This is a genomic window from Methanobrevibacter olleyae (genome assembly GCF_900114585.1).
Taxonomy (GTDB): domain Archaea; phylum Methanobacteriota; class Methanobacteria; order Methanobacteriales; family Methanobacteriaceae; genus Methanobrevibacter; species Methanobrevibacter olleyae.
Window position 1 is genome coordinate 101480 of the sequence record NZ_FOTL01000001.1, and the last position, 21800, is coordinate 123279.

Annotated in this window: 18 protein-coding genes; 6 read left to right on the forward strand and 12 right to left on the reverse strand. The window is 27.2% G+C overall.

Translation table 11 applies throughout. From position 1 onward, the window contains the following. Position 1: 1 nt before the first annotated feature. The gene (locus BM020_RS00445) at positions 2-766 is read right to left on the reverse strand and encodes a class I SAM-dependent methyltransferase (protein ID WP_067147799.1); all 765 of its coding nucleotides are present in this window, start codon (positions 764-766) and stop codon (positions 2-4) included. Between the two features lie 743 nt (positions 767-1509). On the opposite strand from BM020_RS00445, the gene psmB reads away from it, so the two are divergent. The 4 genes from psmB to comC all read left to right on the forward strand — a co-directional run bounded on the left by psmB (position 1510) and on the right by comC (position 6946). Beyond that, complete coding sequence (gene psmB, locus BM020_RS00450) at positions 1510-2133, forward strand: archaeal proteasome endopeptidase complex subunit beta (RefSeq protein ID WP_067147802.1); 624 nt, start codon at positions 1510-1512, stop codon at positions 2131-2133. A 408-nt stretch (positions 2134-2541) separates the two neighbouring features. Then, positions 2542-4452: a beta-CASP ribonuclease aCPSF1 gene (locus tag BM020_RS00455; RefSeq protein ID WP_067147804.1), complete on the forward strand. Its 1911-nt coding sequence runs from the start codon at positions 2542-2544 to the stop codon at positions 4450-4452. Between the two features lie 257 nt (positions 4453-4709). Beyond that, entirely contained in the window at positions 4710-5729 is a 1020-nt protein-coding gene (purM, locus tag BM020_RS00460; RefSeq protein ID WP_067147807.1) for a phosphoribosylformylglycinamidine cyclo-ligase, read from the forward strand. Positions 5730-5917: 188 nt separating this feature from the next. After that, a complete protein-coding gene (comC, locus tag BM020_RS00465; protein WP_074797838.1) occupies positions 5918-6946 on the forward strand; it encodes an L-sulfolactate dehydrogenase in 1029 nt (342 codons plus the stop codon). A 619-nt stretch (positions 6947-7565) separates the two neighbouring features. Here comC and BM020_RS00470 read toward each other — a convergent pair. The 6 genes from BM020_RS00470 to BM020_RS00495 all read right to left on the reverse strand — a co-directional run bounded on the left by BM020_RS00470 (position 7566) and on the right by BM020_RS00495 (position 13495). Next, positions 7566-7958, reverse strand: coding sequence for a hypothetical protein (locus tag BM020_RS00470; RefSeq protein WP_074797840.1), 393 nt, complete (start codon positions 7956-7958; stop codon positions 7566-7568). 34 nt (positions 7959-7992) lie between these two features. Next, on the reverse strand, positions 7993-8379 hold the full coding sequence (locus tag BM020_RS00475) for a putative zinc-binding protein (protein WP_067147816.1): 387 nt from the start codon (positions 8377-8379) through the stop codon (positions 7993-7995). 127 nt (positions 8380-8506) lie between these two features. Continuing rightward, on the reverse strand, positions 8507-10426 hold the full coding sequence (locus BM020_RS00480; RefSeq protein WP_074797843.1) for a DNA-directed DNA polymerase: 1920 nt from the start codon (positions 10424-10426) through the stop codon (positions 8507-8509). A gap of 67 nt (positions 10427-10493) precedes the next feature. Next, a complete protein-coding gene (locus tag BM020_RS00485) occupies positions 10494-11549 on the reverse strand; it encodes an AI-2E family transporter (RefSeq protein ID WP_074797847.1) in 1056 nt (351 codons plus the stop codon). Positions 11550-11695: 146 nt separating this feature from the next. Continuing rightward, positions 11696-12505 (reverse strand): dihydroorotate dehydrogenase electron transfer subunit, encoded by an 810-nt coding sequence (locus BM020_RS00490; RefSeq protein WP_067147826.1) that lies wholly within the window; start codon positions 12503-12505, stop codon positions 11696-11698. A gap of 81 nt (positions 12506-12586) precedes the next feature. Continuing rightward, the gene (locus BM020_RS00495; RefSeq protein WP_067147829.1) at positions 12587-13495 is read right to left on the reverse strand and encodes a dihydroorotate dehydrogenase; all 909 of its coding nucleotides are present in this window, start codon (positions 13493-13495) and stop codon (positions 12587-12589) included. Between the two features lie 296 nt (positions 13496-13791). Between BM020_RS00495 and BM020_RS00500 the strand changes: the two genes are divergently transcribed. Next, positions 13792-15018, forward strand: a complete 1227-nt coding sequence (locus BM020_RS00500; protein WP_074797852.1) for an NOP5/NOP56 family protein — start codon at positions 13792-13794, stop codon at positions 15016-15018. A gap of 113 nt (positions 15019-15131) precedes the next feature. Continuing rightward, positions 15132-15803, forward strand: a complete 672-nt coding sequence (locus BM020_RS00505; RefSeq protein WP_067147836.1) for a fibrillarin-like rRNA/tRNA 2'-O-methyltransferase — start codon at positions 15132-15134, stop codon at positions 15801-15803. Between the two features lie 872 nt (positions 15804-16675). Here BM020_RS00505 and coaBC read toward each other — a convergent pair. The 5 genes from coaBC to BM020_RS00530 all read right to left on the reverse strand — a co-directional run bounded on the left by coaBC (position 16676) and on the right by BM020_RS00530 (position 21618). Continuing rightward, positions 16676-17857 carry a bifunctional phosphopantothenoylcysteine decarboxylase/phosphopantothenate--cysteine ligase CoaBC gene (coaBC, locus tag BM020_RS00510; protein ID WP_067147839.1) on the reverse strand — a complete coding sequence of 394 codons (1182 nt, stop codon included), beginning with the start codon at positions 17855-17857 and terminating at the stop codon, positions 16676-16678. Between the two features lie 77 nt (positions 17858-17934). Then, positions 17935-18483, reverse strand: coding sequence for a PsbP-related protein (locus BM020_RS00515; protein ID WP_067147842.1), 549 nt, complete (start codon positions 18481-18483; stop codon positions 17935-17937). A gap of 41 nt (positions 18484-18524) precedes the next feature. After that, the gene (locus BM020_RS09690) at positions 18525-19319 is read right to left on the reverse strand and encodes a hypothetical protein (RefSeq protein ID WP_067147845.1); all 795 of its coding nucleotides are present in this window, start codon (positions 19317-19319) and stop codon (positions 18525-18527) included. 253 nt (positions 19320-19572) lie between these two features. Next, on the reverse strand, positions 19573-20400 hold the full coding sequence (gene pheA / locus BM020_RS00525; RefSeq protein ID WP_067147848.1) for a prephenate dehydratase: 828 nt from the start codon (positions 20398-20400) through the stop codon (positions 19573-19575). Between the two features lie 399 nt (positions 20401-20799). Next, positions 20800-21618: a CBS domain-containing protein gene (locus BM020_RS00530; RefSeq protein WP_067147852.1), complete on the reverse strand. Its 819-nt coding sequence runs from the start codon at positions 21616-21618 to the stop codon at positions 20800-20802. Positions 21619-21800 lie beyond the last annotated feature (182 nt).

Sequence of the window (21800 nt, forward strand, 5' to 3'; positions counted from 1 at the left end):
GCTAATGAATTTTAGCATCTAATACAATATGGTCTACTCCTGGAGAGTATTTTTTAATGTGTTGAATGTTTAAAACTTCTACTTCTCTTTCACCACATTCATATGCTAGTTTTTTTACTCTCTCATATGGACGTGATTCTATAAGTTTTTCGGGAACAGTTTCATGATAATGAATTATTCCTCCATCTCTAACACATTCCATAGCTGGCTTTAAAAATTTATGGGTTGTTTTAACATATCCCATTATTATTCTATCTGCAGAATATTTAGGTGCTTCTATAGCGCAATCTCCTAAGATTGGAATCATTCTATCGTATTTTGCTTTTTTATTTATTTTATTTAGTTCAATATTATTTTTTAAGAAATAGAAAGAGTTTGGATTTATTTCAATTGAATAAATCTGCTTAGCTTGGCTATGAACACCAATAGGAATAGAAAAATAACCAATTCCAGCAAACATATCAAGGACAAGTTCATCTTTTTGGACTAATTTAGCTATTCTTAATCTTTCATTATTATTTCCTTTAGCCCACATTACTTTAGATAAGTCTAAATTAAATAAACATCCATTTTCTTTATGAATGGTTTCTGTTTCTTGACCATATAAAAGACTTATAGTGGGTTCTCTTTTTTTACCTTCAATCTTATCAATTTTAATAATTGATTTAACTTTATGCTTTAAAGCAATAGCTTCTAAACCATATTCAGAATCATCACTAAACTTATTATCAACTATTAAAATATCTCCAATTTTCTTCCATTTCAAATAATCACCAAAGAAAATGAATAAAAATATTCTATTATTAAATTCAATGAATATAATTTATTTTAATAAAATATAATATTTTTTATAAAATAACTATAAAAAATCTAAAAATTAATATCATACTATTTTTTATAAAATAATTAGAAGAAATTTATTAAAATATTCCAAAAAACTTAAGAAAATAAACTATCAATGGAAAATATTAAACTAATTTAAAAAGATTTAAATAATACAAAGTTTATAATAAAAGTAAATACATTAAAATAAATTAAAGTTATTAAAATCAATATTCTTTTATTTAATAAAAATATTGATTTAAATTAGGTAGTTTTAAAAAAAAATAAAAAAATCGTAGTAGAATTAAAAATTAAAACTTAATTAATCTTTTATAAAAAAATGCTTTAAAATTAGTTAAATAAAAAATTATAAAAAATTAAAAAAATATTCAAAATGATATAAATTAATTAAAAATTATTAAAAATAACGAAACTATTATATATAATGTGTAACATAATAAGAGTAAGTTAGGAAGTCATAGTTATATTGTTACAAATACTAAAATTAATTTTATGAATTTAATATAGCTTATAGACCTAACAATTTCTAATTTTAATTAATAATAATTACAATCATTATTAATATTATATTAAAGTTTATATTATATTTTTAAGATTATTTTTTATTATTTAAGATTATTTTATACTTTAAATTTAATTTTACATTATTATACGAGGTGTATTAATATGACTAATAAAAACACTTTTGAAGGTACAACCACAGTAGGTATTACTTGTAAAGACGGTGTTATATTTGCAAGCGAAAGAAGAGCAAGTATGGGAAACCTTGTTGCTCACAAAGTAGCTGAAAAAATATTCAAAATTGATAATCATATTGCAGCAACCATTGCAGGATCTGTTGCAGATGCACAAAGTTTAATGAAAATCATTAGTGCTGAAACTGCATTATACAGATTAAGAAATGGTAAAGATATTAGTATCGAAGCAGCTGCAGCTGTAAGTTCTAACATATTACACTCATCACCAGCATATGTACAAACTCTTATCGGAGGAGTAGATGACAGTGGTGCATCTATCTATTCTTTAGATGCAGCAGGAGGTATGATTAAAGATACCTTTATTTCTACTGGTTCTGGTTCTACATTTGCATATGGTGTTCTTGAAGACAGATTCCATGAAGATATCACTGTAGAAGAAGCAAAAGAATTAGCTCTTAGAGCTATTAAATCAGCTACAGAAAGAGATACCTACTCTGGAAATGGTTTTTTAGTAAGTGAAGTTACTAAAGATGGATACAAAATGTTAGAAAAAGAAGAAGTTGAATCTATTATTGAAAAAATTAATAGCTAAAAAATATATAAACTAATTATTTTTTAACTTTTATTTTACAACTAATTTTACATATTACAGTATAAATAGTATATGCAAATTAAGTAAACATCTTCTTTATGACACAATAGCTGTTTATTTAATTAAAAGAATATTGATAAATTCGTAGATTAAATCAATATTCTTATATTTTATTTTAATAATCCTCTAATTTATCTAGTTATATTCAGGATTATTTCTTATAAATGGCTTATTTAAAAATTAACCAAAATTTGCTTAACGAATATTTTTCTAAAAATAATACTCTTATAAAAAATATTAGCTAAAAATAATATTCTTATAAAAAATATTACAAATAATTAAAATTAGAAAAATATTGATTTTATATTCATATACTACTTTTATACGTCTATTTTTCGAAGTGATAATATGGCTTCAAATGTTTTAGAAGAAATTAAAGAAAAAATTACAAAAAAACTACCTGCTGAAGTTCAATTAGCAAATATTGAATTTGAAGGCCCTGAGGTTGTCATTTATACAAAAAACCCAGACATTGTAGCAGACAATGGAGATCTAATTAGAAATTTAGCTAAAGAACTTAGAAAAAGAATCATAATTAGATCAGATAAATCAGTTTTATTAGATTATGATGATGCTATTAAAAAAGTAGAAGAAATAGTTCCTGAAGATGCTGAAATTGCAAATATTACTTTTGATGAAGTTACAAATGAAGTAGTTATAGAAGCTACTAAACCGGGACTTGTAATTGGAAAATATGGAGTTACCTCTAGAGAAATCGTTAGAAAAACAGGATGGGCTCCAAAGATTTTAAGAACTCCCCCAATAAGATCTGAAATAATTGATAGAATCAGAAATACTTTAATGTACAACAGTAAAGAAAGAAAAAAGATCTTACAAACATTAGGTGCAAGAATCCATCAAGGCGGAAAATATCCTAATGAATGGACAAGATTAACTGCTATGGGTGGATTTAAAGAAGTAGGGCGTTCTTGTATGTTATTACAAACTCCAAATAGTAGAGTATTGCTTGATTGTGGAGTGAATGTAGCAGGACAGGATGAAAAAAGTTCATTCCCAATGCTTGGAGTTCCCGAATTTTCAATTCAGGATTTAGATGCAGTTGTAGTGTCTCATGCTCACTTAGACCACTGTGGGTTTATTCCTTACCTATACCACTATGGATACGAAGGACCAGTTTACTGTACTAGTGCAACTAGAGATTTAATGACTTTATTACAATTAGATTATATTGATATTGCACATAGAGAAAACAATCCCCTTCCATTTAATGTAAAACATGTACAGAAAATGATTAAACACACTATTACTCTTGATTACGGTGAAGTAACTGATATTTCACCAGATATTAAACTAACCTTACATAATGCAGGACATATTCTTGGGTCTGCAATGTGCCACTTCCACATAGGTGATGGAGTGCATAACTTACTTTATACTGGAGACTTTAAATATGAAAGAAGTAGACTCCTTGAACCTGCAACTACAAAGTTCCCAAGAGTGGAAAGCTGTATTATGGAAAGTACTTATGGTGGACATGAAGATGTAACCCCTTCAAGAAACAATGCAGAAAAAGAATTAATGAAAACCATTTATAAAACCCTAAAACGTGGAGGGAAAATATTAGTTCCTGTATTTGCTGTAGGAAGAGCACAAGAATTAATGATTGTACTTGAAGAATATATGCGTCATGGAATGATTGAAGAAGTGCCAATACATCTTGATGGTATGATTTGGGAAGCAACTGCAGTTCATACTGCAAGGCCCGAATATTTAAGTAAAGATTTAAGAGACCAAATTTTCCATATGGGTAGAAATCCATTTATTGCAGAATCCTTTAACAAAGTTCAAAACAATGCTGAAAGAAAACAAATCGTAGAAGGTGAACCTTCAATCATACTTTCAACCTCTGGTATGTTAACTGGAGGAAACTCCGTAGAGTACTTTAAATGGTTATGTGAAGATAAAAGAAATACCATCGTCTTTGTAGGATACCAATCTGAAGGATCTCTTGGTAGAAGAATCCAAAAAGGGCATAAGGAATTGCCATTTGAAGATGAAAATGGAAAAACAAGAGTTTATGATGTTAAAATGGAAGTTAAAACCATTGAAGGATTTAGTGGTCACTCTAATAGAAGACAACTAATGGAATTTGCAAAAAGATTACATCCAAGGCCGGATAAAATCATTACTTGTCACGGAGACCCATATAAAACTGTTGATTTAGCATCAAGTATTCACAGAAGTTATAAAGTGGAAACTAAAACTCCACTTATCCTTGAAGCAACTAGACTTCAATAATTAACTATTTAAATTTTAATTATTAAAAAATATTAATTCTTAAAAAATATTAGTTATTAAAAAATATTAATTATTAAAATATTTAATTAAAGAAGTATTAGATAACTAATACTTATCTTAATTAATTAAATTCCATTAATTATTAAAAAATATTTAATATAATATAAATAATAGCTAAAACAAATATTAGAATGTTATTTATCATATCCTTTGATAAAAATAAATCTTAAATTAAAAATTATTATTAGGTGAATTTTATGGTTACTTATTCAGAATCTGGTGTAGATATCGATCTTGAAGCATTAACTGTTTCAAAATTAGCTTCAAAATTACAGCCAACATTAGAATACAGAAATATTATTACTGATAGTGGACATTTTGCAGCATTAGTAGAGCTTGGTGATAAAGCTATTGCTATGAGCACTGATGGTGTAGGAAGTAAAATATTAGTTGCAAAAATGATGGAAAAATATGATACCGTTGGAATTGATATGATTGCAATGGTAGTTAATGATATTCTTTGTGTAGGTGCAGAACCTATTGCATTAGTAGACTACTTAGCAGTTGAAGAACCAGATCCAAAAATAGCTGAAGAAATTGCAGACGGTCTTGTTCAAGGAGCAAAAGAATCTCAAATTGCAATTATTGGTGGAGAAACAGCTTCCCTTCCAGGTATTGTTAAAGACTTTGACTTAGCAGGAACTGGAATTGGTTTTGTAGATAAAGATAAAATCATTACAGGTGAAGATATTCAAGAAGGAGATATTCTCATTGGACTTAGAAGTAGTGGAATTCACAGCAATGGTTTAAGCTTAGCAAGAAAAGCAATATTTGAAGATGGCGGTTACACTGTAGATGATAAAATGCCAAATTCAGATATTAGCATCGGTGAAGAATTATTAAAGCCCACCCAATTATATGTTAAAGCTATTGTTGAATTATTAAAACATGACTTTAATATTAAAGGCTTAGCTCATATGACTGGTGGCGGAGTAAATAACCTTTCAAGACTTAAAAAAGGTATTGGATTTGATATAACTGATTATCCAGAACCACAAGACATTTTTAAATTAATATACCAACAAGGGGTTCCTTTAGAAGAAATGTATAAAGTTTTCAATATGGGAATTGGATTTACTGTTATTGCAAGCCCTGAAGAAGCTGATGCAGTTGTAGAAGCATTAAATGAAAATATTGAAACTTATAAGGTAGGAACAGTTACTAGTGAAGAAAAAATAACTGTTAAAACCTTTGAAGGAACTGTAATTGACTATTGAAAATAAAAAAATAAACATAAATTCTAATAATAATTTTAAAAATGAATTTAAAAACATTAATTGTTAATTAAGAATAATTTTTAAAAAAAATATATTAAATAAAAATTACAATTAAAAATAATTTTTATAAACATGAATAAAAATTACAATTATTTCAACAAATACCAATCATTGATAGGAGTGAAAATATGAAGATTAGTGTTGAAAAAGAAAGAGAACTTGTTAATGAAATTTTAATTAAAATCGGAGTAAAAGAAGAACATGCAAAAATAATTGCAGATGCAACATTAGACTCTGATTTAAAAGGTTTCACTTCACATGGACTCGGTAGATTCCCACAATACATAAGAGGAATTAATAAGGGTTTTATCGAAACTGAGGGTGAATTTGAAATTGTTAAAGAAACTGATTCTGTTGCTTTAATCGATGGAAAAAATCTCTTTGGACAATATGTCGCACATGAAGCTATGAGTCTAGCAATTAAAAAAGCAAAAGAAAGTGGTATTGGTGCAGTAGGTGCATTTAATTCTAACCACTTTGGAGTAACTGGATATTATTCTGATTTAGCTATTAGAAATGATATGATTGGTATTGTAATATGTAACACTGACCCTGGAGTAGCACCTTTAGGTGGTAAAAAAGCTATTCTTGGAACAAACCCTATAGCTATAGGAATCCCTTCTGAAACTTATATTGCAGTTGATATGGCAACTTCTGTAAGTGCTAGAGGAAAATTATTAGAAGCTAAAAGAAAAGGGGAAGAAATTCCTCCAGATACTGCCATTGATAAGGATGGAAAACCAACTACTAATCCTGAAGCTGCTTTAGAAGGTACCATTCTTCCATTTGGTGGAGTGAAAGGATATGCTTTAAGCTTTATGATTGAAATTATGTGTGGGCCACTTGTAAATGCAGCATTTGGTACTAAAGTAACTGGTACTGCAGGAGATTATAAAGAAGATTGTAATAAAGGAGATTTATTTATTGCAATTAATCCTGAACAATTTGTTTCAATAGACAAATTTAAAGAAGAAGTCGAAGAATTCGTCAAAGAAGTTAGAGAATCTGGAAACACATTTGTACCGGGGGATTTAGAAGTTAAAAGAATTGCTGAAAATGAGAAAAACGGATTGCCAATAGATGAAAAACTATACGAAACCTTAAAAGAAATCTGTGATAATTTAGAAATTGATTTAGACAGTTATTTAACTGATTAAGCAAATTTTAAAAAAAAATTTGATTAAAACTTTTTCTATTTTATTTTTTACTATTTTTAACTTTTACTATTTTTTAGCTGAGTATTTTTTATATTTTTTTTACATTAACTTACTCTATAAGTTTACTAATTTTATAACTTTATAATTTCAGCATATACTAACAATTTATGAATTTTATGAATTTTTTAAATATTCAAATTTTTTCTAATATAATAATTTCAGCTATTTTTCTATTTGGCAAATAAAAAGCTGATAAAAAAATTCTAAAATTTTAACAACGAACATCCATTATAATTTTAATAATAAAAGCTCATTAAAATATAGTTTTAATTAAAAAGTATTAAATTAATTAAGCATATCTTCAAAATACTAAAAGCATGAATAATATTATAATACTTGCTAATATTGTATATGCATCACAGAAGTGAAAAATGACAAAATAGTTAAAAAGTGAAAAAACAATTTTATGGATATGTGCAAATATGAAAAATAGAAAACATGAATAATTGAAATTATGAAATTTTGAAAATGTGAAAAAATAGAAAAATAAATTTTAAATAAAACTAAAAAATAGAAAAATAGAAAAATAAATTTTAAAGAAAACTAAAAAATAAAAAAATTAGATTGCACAGGAAGGTTTAAATCCTAAATTATTTAATAATGTATCAAGACCTTTCTCAGCCATAACAACATCATCAACTAAACAAAATATTCCCAGCTTACCTTCTTCAATTAAGCTTGAAAGTTTACTTGCATCATCTAAAAGTTCTAATGCATCATCTTCAGCTACTGTAAAGAATAAATCAGTTTCCATCATATTAATAGAACTATTTACATTAAACTTAGAATTAATAACTCCTTCTTTTCTTTCAATTAATAAAAAATTCTTATCAGTTTCACCAACAAAGAAAGCAATTTTAGTATCTGGATTTAAAACTGCAAAATAATGTTCTGATTCCTTTACAAATTTATCCCATAAACCCTTATCATGAATTTTATCTGGTTTTATCATAACATCACCTCAATGAATAGATAAATTAAATAAATTATTCTAACTCAATTTCATTAATCTTATTTTCAATAGTATTTTTAACTATTTTTACACAGATTTCCCCTTCATCATCTAATCTTGCAGCATCATTAGCTTTGTATTCTGTTTCAGCTAAAATGTCTCCAACATTAAGTTCATCAATAACATCTACACCTTTATCTTTTAAAATTTTACCAACACAATTACCTTCACAACCATTGATTGCTAAAATAGGATACTTATTAAGTACTCTTGTAAAACCTTCAACATCTGCTGAAGTTGAACCCATACAAATAGATACAATCTCATGATCATCAATAGCTAAGTCATGAACTGCAACTCTTGCTACTAAACCATTTGGACTCATTCCACTACATGCTGCTAAAGCAAATTCTTCTTCCATAACTACACTTCCTCTTTTAGTTTAATTATTTAATTTAATATTTAATTTATTACTTAATTATTTAATTTAATATTTAATTATATAAATATTAGTTATTTAATAGAAATAAATTTTTATGATTTAACTTTTATTCTTTCTTCATTTCAGGAAGATATTTAGCATAGAACCCATCAGTATCTGCATAAATCACCTTAAAACCATAAGCTTCAGCTTCTTCCATAGCTTTTTTAATATGTTGACGCCCCCATGCTGTAATAGCTTGAGCACATTCAAAGGAATACCAACGGAATCTTAAAAATCCATAAACTCCATACATTGTATTAGCTAAGCGTTTTAAAGCTTGCTGTTGAACACTTAAACTCTTTTTTAAAACTGGATTATCTGTTGCTTTCATTTTATTTTTAACAGCAAAACGTTCATTTAAAATATCTTCTAAAGCAGAAGGAATAAAACCTTGAGGTTCTTTTTTAAATTTAAAAAAGTGTTCTGGTGAGATATAATAATCTTCATCATTATCCATATCTGAAGATAACTCTTCCTCTTTAATATTATCTATATCATCATAACCTGTTTCAAAATCTTCAAATTTAGTATTGTGAGAGTTATTTTCTTTTACTAAAACATCTGGAGAGATATTTTTTGAAATAATCAAGGTAGGGTACAGGCTTTTAAAATCGAATTGTACTAAATTTTCATGTAGGCCAATTTCAGGTTCTTTAACATAACCTCCAACATTGCTTCCTCTCTCTTTAATATTTTTCATAGTCATATTCGGTTTATTTGGAACCACTTCATCTACTTCATAAGCCTTTCTAACTAAATACCATTCTGCTTGCTGGCCTGTTGCCATACGAGTTACATCAACAAAAGGTTGTCCCACTATACGAGTTAACTCTAAGTTTAATGGTAAAGTTTCTTGAGCTATTTTTAAAGTAGATACTACATCATCTAGAGAATATTTAAATAAATTTTTAAGTTCATTACCGCCATTGTCCCAGAATTCATAAATTCTATCTCCTGGAACATCTATCTTTTCTTCTCCAAAGAACTCAAAGTAAACTCTTTCTAAAGTATACCTATCAAGAGACATGTATCTTCTCATAACTAAATACAAATCAACATGTAAAAGACCTTTAAATGTAGCTGCATTATTAAATCCTCTTCTTATAAATTTAATATTAGATCCATCTAGACCTAAATCTAAATCAATACCCCATATTTTTGCTCTGTCTTTAAGATATGGAAAGTCAAATAAATCAGAGTTATAACCAATAATAATATCGATATTATTTTCCTTTACAGTTTTAATAAATGATTCAATCATTTCCTTCTCAGAATCAACCTTTTCTATAAAACACATTTCAGAATCGTTAGAAAATTCATCTCCTTTAGTAGATATTACTTTCCTAATTCCCACATTGCTGTCGATACCAATCATAATGATTTCATCTTCCTCAGGATTAGGCATACCATGAGGGTTTCTAACTTCCAAATCAAAACTCATCATCCTAAATTGTTGAAAGTCCGTGTTTGCAGTTTTAGGAGGCTCAGAGAGTTTAAAAATTTCAAGAGAGTCATTGTTAGAGTTTATTGTTTCAAAAGAATCTATAAGTTCTCCTTCCAATTCTAATTCAGCCATAGGAACTAATGCATTATCTATCAAATAGCGTCTATAAAAAGGAATATCATGTTCTCTCAATTGTTTTACAGAATCTAAATCCCAAATAATATCCCTGTATTTTGGAACATCTTGAGGATGGGTGAAACTAATTTTAATAAATTCAGTTGGAACTTGAAAATCTTTTTTAATTACCTTTTCAAGTTTAGTAAATTCTAAATTTCCATTTCTCTTAAGTTCTTCTAAATCTTTAATAGATTTATCAATATTACCAGAAGGTAAAATATACAAATAAGGAACAAAAGAGTCATCTAAAGCAATTAAATCATTAGAATTTTCTCCTTTTACTTTACCAAATAAGCGCATAACTGGTTTTTCTTCATAAGTAATATAATCAATATCTAAAAGAACAATGTTTCTTTTTACCATCCTATCAACCTAATAAATATTTATATACAATTTTAAATCTAAGTTGTTATTTACTACATTAAACTATTTAATCACTTTCTAATTTAAGATTTTCCAGCTCTTCTTTAAGAGATTTAATAACTGCATAAGTTATTCCTAAAATTAAAGGCCCTAAAATAAAACCAACTATTCCAAAAACATAAGGACCTGCCATAAATCCTACTAAAAGGATTAAAGAATGAATATCTGCATATTTACCTGCTAAAGCTGGACGTATGTACATATCACTTAAACTAAGTACAAATCCCCAAAGTATTGTAAGAACTGCTTGAAGGATGTTTCCAGTTACAAAAACGTCATAAGCTGCTAAAGTCCAGTAAACTGGCCATGGCCCAAAAATAGGAATTAATTGAAGCACTCCAGTAATAACACCCAATAATAATGCAAATTTATATCCTAAAAGGGCATAGCCAACACCTCCCATAATTCCAATAATTACAGCAGTTAAAAAGTGGCCATAAAAAATACTTTTTAAAACATTAGCAATCTCATCAATAGTTTTATCAAAGAATTCTTTGTGAGTATCTGGAATAAATGCAAATAAATAATCCCAAAAACTGTCTCCATCCTTAGCAAAGTAATAAATTGAACAGAATAATACAAATAATTGTATTATAACATTGGAAAAGCTTTTAACTAAATTTACAATAGATCTTAATAAATAGGATAAACCTTCTTGTAAATATGAAGATAATGAATTTAAAAAGTTTTGTGCAGTTAATTGTGCATCAACTGGTAAACTTTGAACAAGATTTGTAATCCCCTGTTCTAAAGTTAAATCACTTCCACTTGTAGCAGTATTTGAAGCAAGAAACATTGTAGCAAAGTTAGAAATTTCCCAAAATATATATCCGAATAATAAAATTAAGGGAATAACTACAACGATCATTGCTAAAATAATGGATATTGAAGGATATTTTAATTTATACTGTATTCTACCAGCAACTGGTCTAATACCATAAGCTATCATTGCACCTAGCAATATCATATTTAAAACTGGAGCAATAGTAAAAAATGAAAGTACCAACAAGATAATTATAATAAATATATGTAAACTATATTTATTTTCACTAAGATTAAACATTTTATCAGTTAAATAATTATGATTTTTTCTACAATAAATGAAATTAAATAATATTTTATCACTTAATAATTATGACTTTTCCACAAATAAATGAAATTAAATAATATTTTATCACTTAATAATTTTATAAACATTATTTCATAAATTTAGAAATATTCTCTTAAGCCAGATGCAGTTCTATGGTATTTTCCAAACTCAACAATTTCAGAAATCTGGTCAGATGAGAAAACAGGTCCCTCTGCACATATTCTCCAACCAGTATTGTCAACACAACAGTGTCCACAAACACCAATAGCACATTTCATATAACGTTCCATAGAGTATTCCCCATCAATCATATGAGTTTCTAAGCTACCATATAATGGCCTCATCATAACTTCAGGACCACAAACAACAGCCCAATCATATTCTTTATGTTCAATTAATTCAAGAACCCTATGAGTTGCAAAACCTTTAAAGCCACAAGATCCATCATCAGTACAAGTGTAAACATTAGCTCCTCTTGCTTCTAAACGTTTATCAAATAATAATTCTGACTTTGTTTGTGCAGCACAAACAACATCTACTTGGGCTTTATTTTTTAAAGCTTCTTCAGTGAAAAAAGCTATAGGAGCCATGCCAACTCCTCCGCCAATAGCTAAAACCCTTATATCCCTTAAATCAGTGTCAAAACCATTTCCATAAGGTCCTCTAAGACCTAATTTCTCACCTTCTTTTAGTGAATGTAAATTTTCACTAAATTTCCCTACTTTTTTAACAGTTATACCAAGTTCTCCTTTAGCAACATCAATATAAGAAATAGACATTGGTTTTTCGTCATTAAAATTCCATACCATAATAAATTGACCAGGATATGGAATATTTTCACCAACCATAGTCCAATCAAAAATAAAAGTTTTAATTGTAGGGGTTTCCTCTATAATCTTTTTTATCTCTATAACTTGAGGTACATTCATTTTATCACCAAAACCTTATACAAAACACGAAACAATATACAATCCCATAGCAAAAAACTATATTAAAATTTAAAGCCCTAGTTATTCTTTATGAGCAAAACCTACCATATCACTAATTGAATTAAATTCACTTTCTTCTATAAAGTCTTCTAAATCACTTGTAATTCTTCCAAATATTTCAGGGCCTTCATACATTATAGAAGTTCCAATTTGAACGGCACTTGCACCAGCATATAAAAATTCTATAACATCTGTATAATTACGTATTCCGCCAACACCAACAATTGGAATCTCAGTTCCCTCATATACATCATAAACACAACGAACTGCTATAGGTTTAATTGCAGGTCCACTCATTCCACCAAATTTATTAGCAAGTATTGGATTTCCAGTTACTATATCAATTTTCATACCTGGACCTAAAGAATTAATTAAAGTTAAACCATCTGCCCCTCCTTCTTCAGCTGCAACTGCAATTTCTAAAATATCTGTTACATTTGGAGTTAATTTTGCAAGGATTGGAATATCAACAGCTTCTTTAACTGCTTTTACAACATTACGAGTTAATTCTGGATTTTGACCAATAGATGCACCATAACCTTCCATAGCATGAGGGCAAGATACATTTAATTCTATAATATCAACTAAATCTTCTACTTTTCCTGCAACATATGCAAACTCTTCAGGGTTTGCACCATAAATAGAAGCAATTGATTTACCTATTATACGATTAACTGATTCTAACTCATCAATAAAAGCTTCTACCCCTGGACTTGAAAGTCCAATTGCATTGATTATACCTCCTTCTACAGCAACAGTAGTCGGATTTCTATAACCATCGTTTGGTTCTTTTGAAAATGATTTAGATACAACAGCACCAGCACCGGATTTTAAAATCCAATTAAGAGAAGATGCATGACTTCCTAATACTCCTGCAGCAAGCATTAATGGATTTTTTAATTTAATACCGCATAATTGAGTTTTTAACATGAATAACCTCCCATAAAAACATATAAACTTGATAAATTAACTTAATTATTTAAGAAATTTTCTAATTATTCTAATTCAATAACTAAAAATTTCTACATTCTTAGATTATAAAACTCTATACTACTTTAATATATGAAAACTATAAGATATAAAATATTTGATTTTCAGCTAAAAATTTTAAATTAACTAAAAATTTTAAAAAACTGAGAAAAAATTACCAAATAAATAGAAAAACACCTCCGCCAACTCCCTATTAAATGTAAAATATATTAGAAATAAAAATTAAAGATAAGATTATGGAATTTTATATAACACAATGTATTGCAGGATTTATTGCATTTGATGAAAATTTTCAAATAGCTAAATACAAATTATTTAAAGAAGATGAAATAGTTTCAAATCTTATTAAAATAGAAGAAAATGAGATTTTAGAAGAAGAAATTGAATTAATAAATGAATTAGAATTGGATTCTCTTGGTGAAAATAAAATTATTATAGAAACTACTAAAAGAAGATTTCAATATAAAGAACTTAAAAACTTTGAAGATATTGAAATTAAAACACCTAATAAAGGTGGGGAATACTTAAGAAATAATTTATATGATGTTTTAGAAAAAATTAGATTTGGCTATAATAAAGAATATATTATTCAAACTTATGAAAGATTAGCTATTGAGCAAATTAAAAAATCATCACAGGAAGAAGATAAACTTTTAATACAGGCAATAAACTCTGTAGATGATGTTGATGAATCAATTAGCAAATTAGTTGAACGTATTCGTGACTGGTACACTATTTATTTCCCAGAAATGGATACAATAACCAATAATGAAACTTATATCAAATTAATAGCTGAAAGTGAAGATAGAGAGGATATAATAGAAAGCTTTAAGGATCAATTTAAAGATGATGTAGAGTATAGTAGTGGAGCAGACATTGAGGAATACGACTTATTAATGTTAAAAAGCTTTGCAGAATCTATTTATTCACTTCAAAATTCAAGAAAAGAACTTGAAATTTATATCGATTCTAAAATGGAAGAAATTGCCCCTAATTTAAGAGATTTATTAGGTGCTACATTAGGTGCAAAATTAATTGCCCATATTGGAAGTATAAAAAGATTAGCTACTTATCCTGCAAGTGTTATCCAAATAATGGGTGCTGAAAAGGCAATATTTAGACATTTAAAAACTGGAGAACGCCCGCCAAAACACGGCTTAATATTCCAACACCCTAGTGTACGTGGTGCAAAATGGTGGAATAGAGGAAAGATAGCTAGAAATTTAGCTTTAAAAATCACATTTGCAGTTAGAAAAGATGTTTTTAGTGGAGAATATGATTCAAGTATTGCAGAAGACTACTTGAAAAAATTAGAAGAAATTGAAAAAGAAAATCCTTTCCCTAAAAAAACAAGCCAAAAAAGAGCCAAAGAAAGAAGAAACGAAAAAGGCAAGGGAAAGGTAAAACCTAAAAAATACAAAGGAAATAAAAAGAATAAGAAAAATAGAAAAAGAAGAAAATAAGAAAATAAGAAAAATAGAAAAAAGAAGAAAATAAGAAAATAAAAAGAATAAAAAAATGATAAAAATAGATAAAAATATAAATAAATAAGTATAATTCTTAAAAGAGTGAAAAAATGAATATATTCTATAAAGATGGTGAAATAGCTACTAAGAATTTAACTCCAGGTATTAGGGTTTATGATGAAAAACTTATTAAAGAGAGAGAATCAACAGAAAAGAATTTAGAAAGTGTAAATGAGTATCGTATTTGGAACCCTAGAAGATCTAAATTAGCTGCTGCATTATTAAATGGATTAAAAGATTTTAATTTAAATAATGATTCTAAAGTTCTATACTTAGGTGCATCTACAGGAACAACAGTTTCTCACATTTCAGACCTATGCGATGATGGTTTAATCTATGCTGTAGAATTCTCACCAGTTAGTGCAAAAAAACTAGTTAGATTATCCCAAAGGCGAAATAATATTGCACCAATACTTGCTGATGCTACTAAACCAAAATATTACTTAAATAAAGTTGAAAAGGTAGACTTAGTTTATTGTGATGTGGCACAAGAGAAGCAAAGTGAGCTCTTTATGAACAATATGAACCTATTCCTAAAGGAAGATGGGCAAGGCCTTATTACAATAAAGGCAAGAAGTATTGATGTCATTCAAAAACCTAAAAAAATATTCAAAGATGAAGCAAAAAAAATAAAAGAAAATGGTTATTCTATTTTGGAAAAGATTAAATTAGAACCTTATGAAAAAGACCATATAGCTTTTCTTGTTGAAAAATCTTTCTAAAAGAATATATGTTCATTTTTAAATAAAAAATATTTTCAAAAACCATAAACAACTGCTATTTTAATCTAAAAGCTCCTTAACCGTAGCAAAACTATAAAATATAAACTAATTTTTATGAAAATTTTATATAATCAGTGAAAATAATAAATTATTAAAAAAATAGAAAATACGTTTTTTATAATAGATTTTTAAATAATTTCAATTAAAAAATAAGTATTTAAAGCTCTAAATAATTGTTTTTTATTAGTATTACTTTTATCTTAAAATAGCCCCTTAAAATAATTATATACAATAAATTTTTTATAAAAAAATTGATTAAAATTTACTAAAAAATAGAAATAAAACTAATGTAATAAACAGATAGAATCTTAAAATAGTTTACTATAATTTTTACTAATTTTAAGAAAAAATAAAAACTTGTATAAAATACAAACAATCTCAAAAAAGTATTACTACTGAAAGCTTTTTATATAAGAATATAATAAATATATAATTGCTAATGCAATAAAAAAAGAGTTCATAAAAATATCCTCTAAGTTAATTCACTCATAAAAACACTCCATAATTAACTAGCTTAGAGGATTGGACTTTTTTTATCAATAGACTATTTTTAACTATTTTTTAATAAATTTTTAATAAGTTTTAATCGAATATTAATCATTATTCCTTAATTTCAAAAATAAGAAAGAACTGCTAATTTTTATATAAAAGTAATACTTTTTTTGATTTTCATTCAATAGCAAACCATAAAAAACTAATAAATTAACAAAACTTGAAATTTTAAAATTTGTATAGAAAAATAAGGAAAAAATAAGAAACTTTTAATAAAAAATATTAAAAAAAGCCAATAAAAAAAAATATTAAAAAATTAATTAAATTTTAGTAGAAATTTCATCAAAGATCGATCTAGCAATCTCTTTTTTAGAATTTAGGGAAACTTTCTTAATTTCATCACTTACAAGAATAACCTCATTAGTTTCAGAACCAAACTCACATCCCCTATTAGAAACATCATTTGCCACAACTAAATCAGTCCCTACCTCTTGCATTTGAATTTTAGCACAATCAATCATCTTTTCTTCTGAAATATTATACTCTGCTTTAAATCCAACTAAAAATATATCTTCATTAATCTTTTTAATTCTTTTAATTATCTTAGCAAGTGGTTCAAATTCTAAAGATAAGTTATATGATGAAGATATTTTAAAATCTTCCTTATTAATTGGAGTAAAATCTGAAACAGCAGCAGTAGCTATAAATATATCAAAATTAGGAATTAATTCATCAATTTTTTCATTCATAAGGCTACTTGATTCAGCACCAATAACATTAAAAACCTTTGGAATAGAAACTTCATGATGTGCAGCTAAAATTGTTAGGTTAGCTCCTCTAATAAAAGCTTCTTTAGCTAATTCTAAACCCATTTTTCCAGAAGACCTATTAGAAATACCTCTTATAGGATCAATTTCTTCAAAAGTCCCACCTAAACTAATCAATATATTTTTATTAGCTATACTCAATAAATCCTCATCTGCAATTCCCTTTTCAACTTTATCTAAATTAACAGCTCTGATTGATTCAAGAACAATATCTTCAATAGCTGGAAATTTAGCTTTACCTTCATCTATACGAGGATTTACAAATTTTATACCTTCCCTTTTTAACTTAAGAACATTTTCACTAACTGCATCATACATAGAATCATGCATAGAAGGTACAAAAACAATAGGTGTATCATGACCATAAGCAGTAATTAATAGAGTACTTACTGGATTATCAGAAATTTTATATGCAAATTTGCTTATAATATTTGCAGTAGCTGGAGCAACTAAAATCAAATCAACTTGAGAATACTTTACATGCTCAATTTTTCCACTTAAGTTTAAAACAACTTCTTGACCAGTAGCAAACTCTAAAGCATTAGGATGAATAATTTTAGATGCTTCTTCAGTCATAAAGGCTTTAACCCTATGTCCTTGTCTTCTAAATTCCCTTGCTAGTTTAATAGTTTCAGTAGCTGCAATACTACCAGTAACACATAAAACAATTTCCATATAATCACATCAATAAATTACAATATTATTAAGCATCAAATCATCATTATAACTAAACCTACTAAATAATAAAGCAGTTATAACTTAATGCTATTAATAATAAAATCAAAAGTGCCTATCTTATCATCAAATTCAGATTGTGGTGCAGTACATAAAATAACATAAATATCAGAACCTTTTTTAATCCAAATAGCTTTATGTTGTTTTGATACATTATTAGATACAGAAGTATAATCTGCCTCCATAGCTGCTTCACCATTAAAAGAAACATTACCCATGTATAAAATATTAAAATCAGAATTACGTGCTAAAGTATTGTAGTTAGACTGGAATTCAGATTGTAAAGATTTAGAGTTAGATTTCTTTTCAATATTTACATTAATGCTATTAAAACCTGAAGAATCTTTTGAGTTAGAATCTGCTATTGCTAAAACTGTTTCATTAGAATTTGAATTTGCAGAAACCCAATCACCAGGCATTGATAATGATATACCATTTTCAGAAAACTCTACTGATTGCTGTGAAATATCTACATCCTCATTAGAGCTTATAGGATTATTTATAAAAAAGGAAATGCTTACAATCAATAGAATTAACACTAATCCAATACCAATAATCTTTTTCATATTATATCTCCAAAAAAATAATGGTAGAACCATTAATAAATTTATTCATCAGAACCTCCGCCAGAAGAAGAGCCACCACTAGAACTACCACCACCAGAAGAACCAGAAGAGCCACTATCTGAAGAAGAACCACCACTAGAACTACCACCACCAGAAGAACCAGAAGAAGAACCAGAAGAGCCGCTATCTGAAGAAGAACCGCCACTAGAACTACCACCACCAGAAGAACCAGAAGAAGAACCAGAAGAACCTGAATCCTCATCTGAAGAAGGCCTACTAGAATTAGAACTAGAATCATCATCTGAAGAAGAACCATATTTAGTAGTATTAGAGTAAGATTTTGTATAATTGAAACTAAGTGACTTATTTATTTTAACCTCTGGGAATGCAGTATCATTAATAGTTGCACTGCCAGTTAACATATTAGTAACATCTCCCTCTAAGCCAATACTAGACATTCCAAAGATAATACCTGCACCAAAAGCGACAAGTAAAAATACAACTGCTAAAGCAATAAACCATGAACTAGTACTAGAAGATTCTTTTGTTTTACTTGATACAGTATAAGACTCAGGGTTATGAATATATTTACGAACTAATTGTTCTTTTTCTTCACGATTTTTATCAGAACTATCATTATATTTAGAATTTAATGAAGAGTGAGTTTCTTCTTTTCCTTGCATTGCACGAATTCTATCACTAACTTCAATAGTTTTAATCTTATGCTTATACTGGTCAGATAAATAGATGTATTTTTCTTCAGAAATCAAACCAGCTTCATAATCTCTTTCAAGATTTTTTAAAATCTGCATAAGTTTTTTCATATCTGGATTCATACTTCTCCTCCTATAATCAATCATAGAAAATAGTATAAAATTATAAACTAATAAAATTAAAATAGTATAAAATCATAAACTAGTAAAATTAAAATATTTTTATAAATTCTTTTTAATAATATTATTTATACTAGTTTAATATATAAAGTTTATATTTTATAAATATAATTAAAATCTAAAAAATTATGTTTGTAAATTAAAATAAATAAAAAATGAAAATTAACTCTAAAAAGAGATTAAAAAATAGATAAAATTATTTGAATAAATCATCTCTAAAAATAGGATATGATCCTAAAATCTTAAAAAATGAAGTATTACGCTCTAAATCTTTTAAAATGAGACTTATATCATCATCCAATCTATGACCTTCTAAATCTATAAAGAAAATATAATGACCTAAACCTTCTTTAGAAGGGCGTGACTCAATTTTTGTTAAGTTAATATCATTTTTAGCAAATAGTGATAAAATCTCATAAAGGCCACCTGGCTTATCTTCAAATAATGAAAAAGAAATGGAAGTCTTATCTTTACCGGTGATAGGTGAGTCATTACTATCTAAAACAACGAAACGGGTTTCATTATTAAAATTTTCTTGAATATTTGTATCAATGACTTTTAAATTATACAATTCAGCAGCTTTTAAAGTACCTATAGCTGCATCTTGCCCTGTTTCTGCAACTCTTTTAGCAGCTGCTGCAGTACTTAAAGTATAATGAGCAGTTATACCATGCCTTTCCAAATAAGGCTGACATTGCCCAAGAGCTTGTGAGTGGGAATAAACATTTTCTACCTCATCTACACTCATATCCCTAGCAGCTAATAAATTATGGTTAATTGGAATAACAATTTCATTTTTAATCTTTAAATCAAAATTATGAATTAATGAATCTAAAGTTAAATTTACTGGACCTTCAATAGAATTTTCAATTGGAACAATACCCTGTACACATTCGCCACTTTCAACAGCAGCCATTACTGATTGTATTGAACAATAAGAAACTAAATTATCTGAAACTAATGATGCTGCTTCATGGGAAAATGTTCCCTGAGGACCTAAAAATGCAACTTTATATTCTACCATAATCAAACTCCTAATTAAAAATATATAAAAATTTAGAATATAGCTTTTACTTTACTATTTTCTAAATAATATATTAGAATTTATAGCTTTTACTTACTATCTTTTAAATAATATATTAGAATTTATAGCTTTTACTTACTATTTTTTATATATTAATCATAGTATAAAAAACGATAAGGTGAAAAAACTTAAATAAAGAAGTAAATGAACAATAATGAATAAAATAATACATGAAACCGTAAAATAAATTATTGTATAATTAAAAAATTAAAAAAATTAAAAAATGAATAGAACTGATAAAAGAACTGATAAAAATAATAAAACTTTAAAAAAACTAAATAAAAATAGAAAAAAGAAAAATAAAGCATAAGAAAATCTTATGCTTAAAACTAAAATTAATTATTGTGTTTCTAATTCATAAATCAATTTTAGTAAATCTGATTGAGTTACAATACCTATAACTTGATCTTCACCATCAACTACAGGGTAACCATTATAACCAGTTTCTAACATTGCATCCGCAAGTTCTGGAATACTTGCATCCTGAGAAATTGTTTCTACATTTGTAGACATATAATCTCCTGCAATTAACTCTTTAATTTGAGAAGCCATATACTTATCAGGAGTGTGTTTCCTAAATGAAACAAATGCTTTTGCAATGTCTTTTGAAGTTATAATTCCTGCAAGTTCATTATCTTCAGTTAATAATAAACGGCCTACTTCTGAGTCCATTATAACCTTTCTTGCATGAATTAAACGATCATCAGCAGATATTGAAATAATATCTGAAGTCATAATATCTTTAACTGAAATCTTATCATATGCCTTTGCTTTGCATAAATATATGAAATCAGATTTAGTTACGATTCCTACCATTTCACTAGCGGATAAAACTGGAAGAGCGCCAATATTTTTCTCAATTAAAATACTTGCTACATCAATTAAATCATTATCTACATCTACAGTAATTAAGTCTTTAACCATTACAGTAGACACATAGAAACGTGAAGGTGCTAAATTACCATATTTAGCAGAGCCTAATTTATTAGCTATATCTTTCTCTGAGATAATTCCAACTAAAACTTTTTTATTTTCATTGGTACTAGTAACAGGTATTCTTGATAAGTTATCTTTATACATCATTCTTAGACAATCACATATGTTTAGATTCTTATCAATAGATACCACACTTTCTGACATTATATTTTTGATTTTCATTTTAACACCAACGATAAAATACAATGATAACTATTAGAATTAAATCTTATAGTACATAAACTATTAGAATTAAATTAAAAATTAAATCTTATAGCACATAAACTATTAGAATTAAATTAAAAATTAAATCTTATAGTGTATCTATCAAAGATATAAAATTTACCTACCAATAGCTATCTCTT

Bases quoted from the DNA above. Each gene is read 5' to 3' on its own strand.
- coaBC (WP_067147839.1), bottom strand. From the start codon at position 17,857: ATGGAAATTGTTTTATGTGTTACTGGTAGTATTGCAGCTACTGAAACT.
- BM020_RS00500 (WP_074797852.1), top strand. From the start codon at position 13,792: ATGGAATTTTATATAACACAATGTATTGCAGGATTTATTGCATTTGAT.
- BM020_RS00515 (WP_067147842.1), bottom strand. From the start codon at position 18,483: ATGAAAAAGATTATTGGTATTGGATTAGTGTTAATTCTATTGATTGTA.
- BM020_RS00455 (WP_067147804.1), top strand. From the start codon at position 2,542: ATGGCTTCAAATGTTTTAGAAGAAATTAAAGAAAAAATTACAAAAAAA.
- BM020_RS00495 (WP_067147829.1), bottom strand. From the start codon at position 13,495: ATGTTAAAAACTCAATTATGCGGTATTAAATTAAAAAATCCATTAATG.
- pheA (WP_067147848.1), bottom strand. From the start codon at position 20,400: ATGGTAGAATATAAAGTTGCATTTTTAGGTCCTCAGGGAACATTTTCC.
- purM (WP_067147807.1), top strand. From the start codon at position 4,710: ATGGTTACTTATTCAGAATCTGGTGTAGATATCGATCTTGAAGCATTA.
- BM020_RS00505 (WP_067147836.1), top strand. From the start codon at position 15,132: ATGAATATATTCTATAAAGATGGTGAAATAGCTACTAAGAATTTAACT.
- BM020_RS00470 (WP_074797840.1), bottom strand. From the start codon at position 7,958: ATGATAAAACCAGATAAAATTCATGATAAGGGTTTATGGGATAAATTT.
- comC (WP_074797838.1), top strand. From the start codon at position 5,918: ATGAAGATTAGTGTTGAAAAAGAAAGAGAACTTGTTAATGAAATTTTA.
- BM020_RS00530 (WP_067147852.1), bottom strand. From the start codon at position 21,618: ATGAAAATCAAAAATATAATGTCAGAAAGTGTGGTATCTATTGATAAG.
- BM020_RS00480 (WP_074797843.1), bottom strand. From the start codon at position 10,426: ATGGTAAAAAGAAACATTGTTCTTTTAGATATTGATTATATTACTTAT.
- BM020_RS09690 (WP_067147845.1), bottom strand. From the start codon at position 19,319: ATGAATCCAGATATGAAAAAACTTATGCAGATTTTAAAAAATCTTGAA.
- BM020_RS00475 (WP_067147816.1), bottom strand. From the start codon at position 8,379: ATGGAAGAAGAATTTGCTTTAGCAGCATGTAGTGGAATGAGTCCAAAT.
- BM020_RS00490 (WP_067147826.1), bottom strand. From the start codon at position 12,505: ATGAATGTACCTCAAGTTATAGAGATAAAAAAGATTATAGAGGAAACC.
- BM020_RS00485 (WP_074797847.1), bottom strand. From the start codon at position 11,549: ATGTTTAATCTTAGTGAAAATAAATATAGTTTACATATATTTATTATA.
- psmB (WP_067147802.1), top strand. From the start codon at position 1,510: ATGACTAATAAAAACACTTTTGAAGGTACAACCACAGTAGGTATTACT.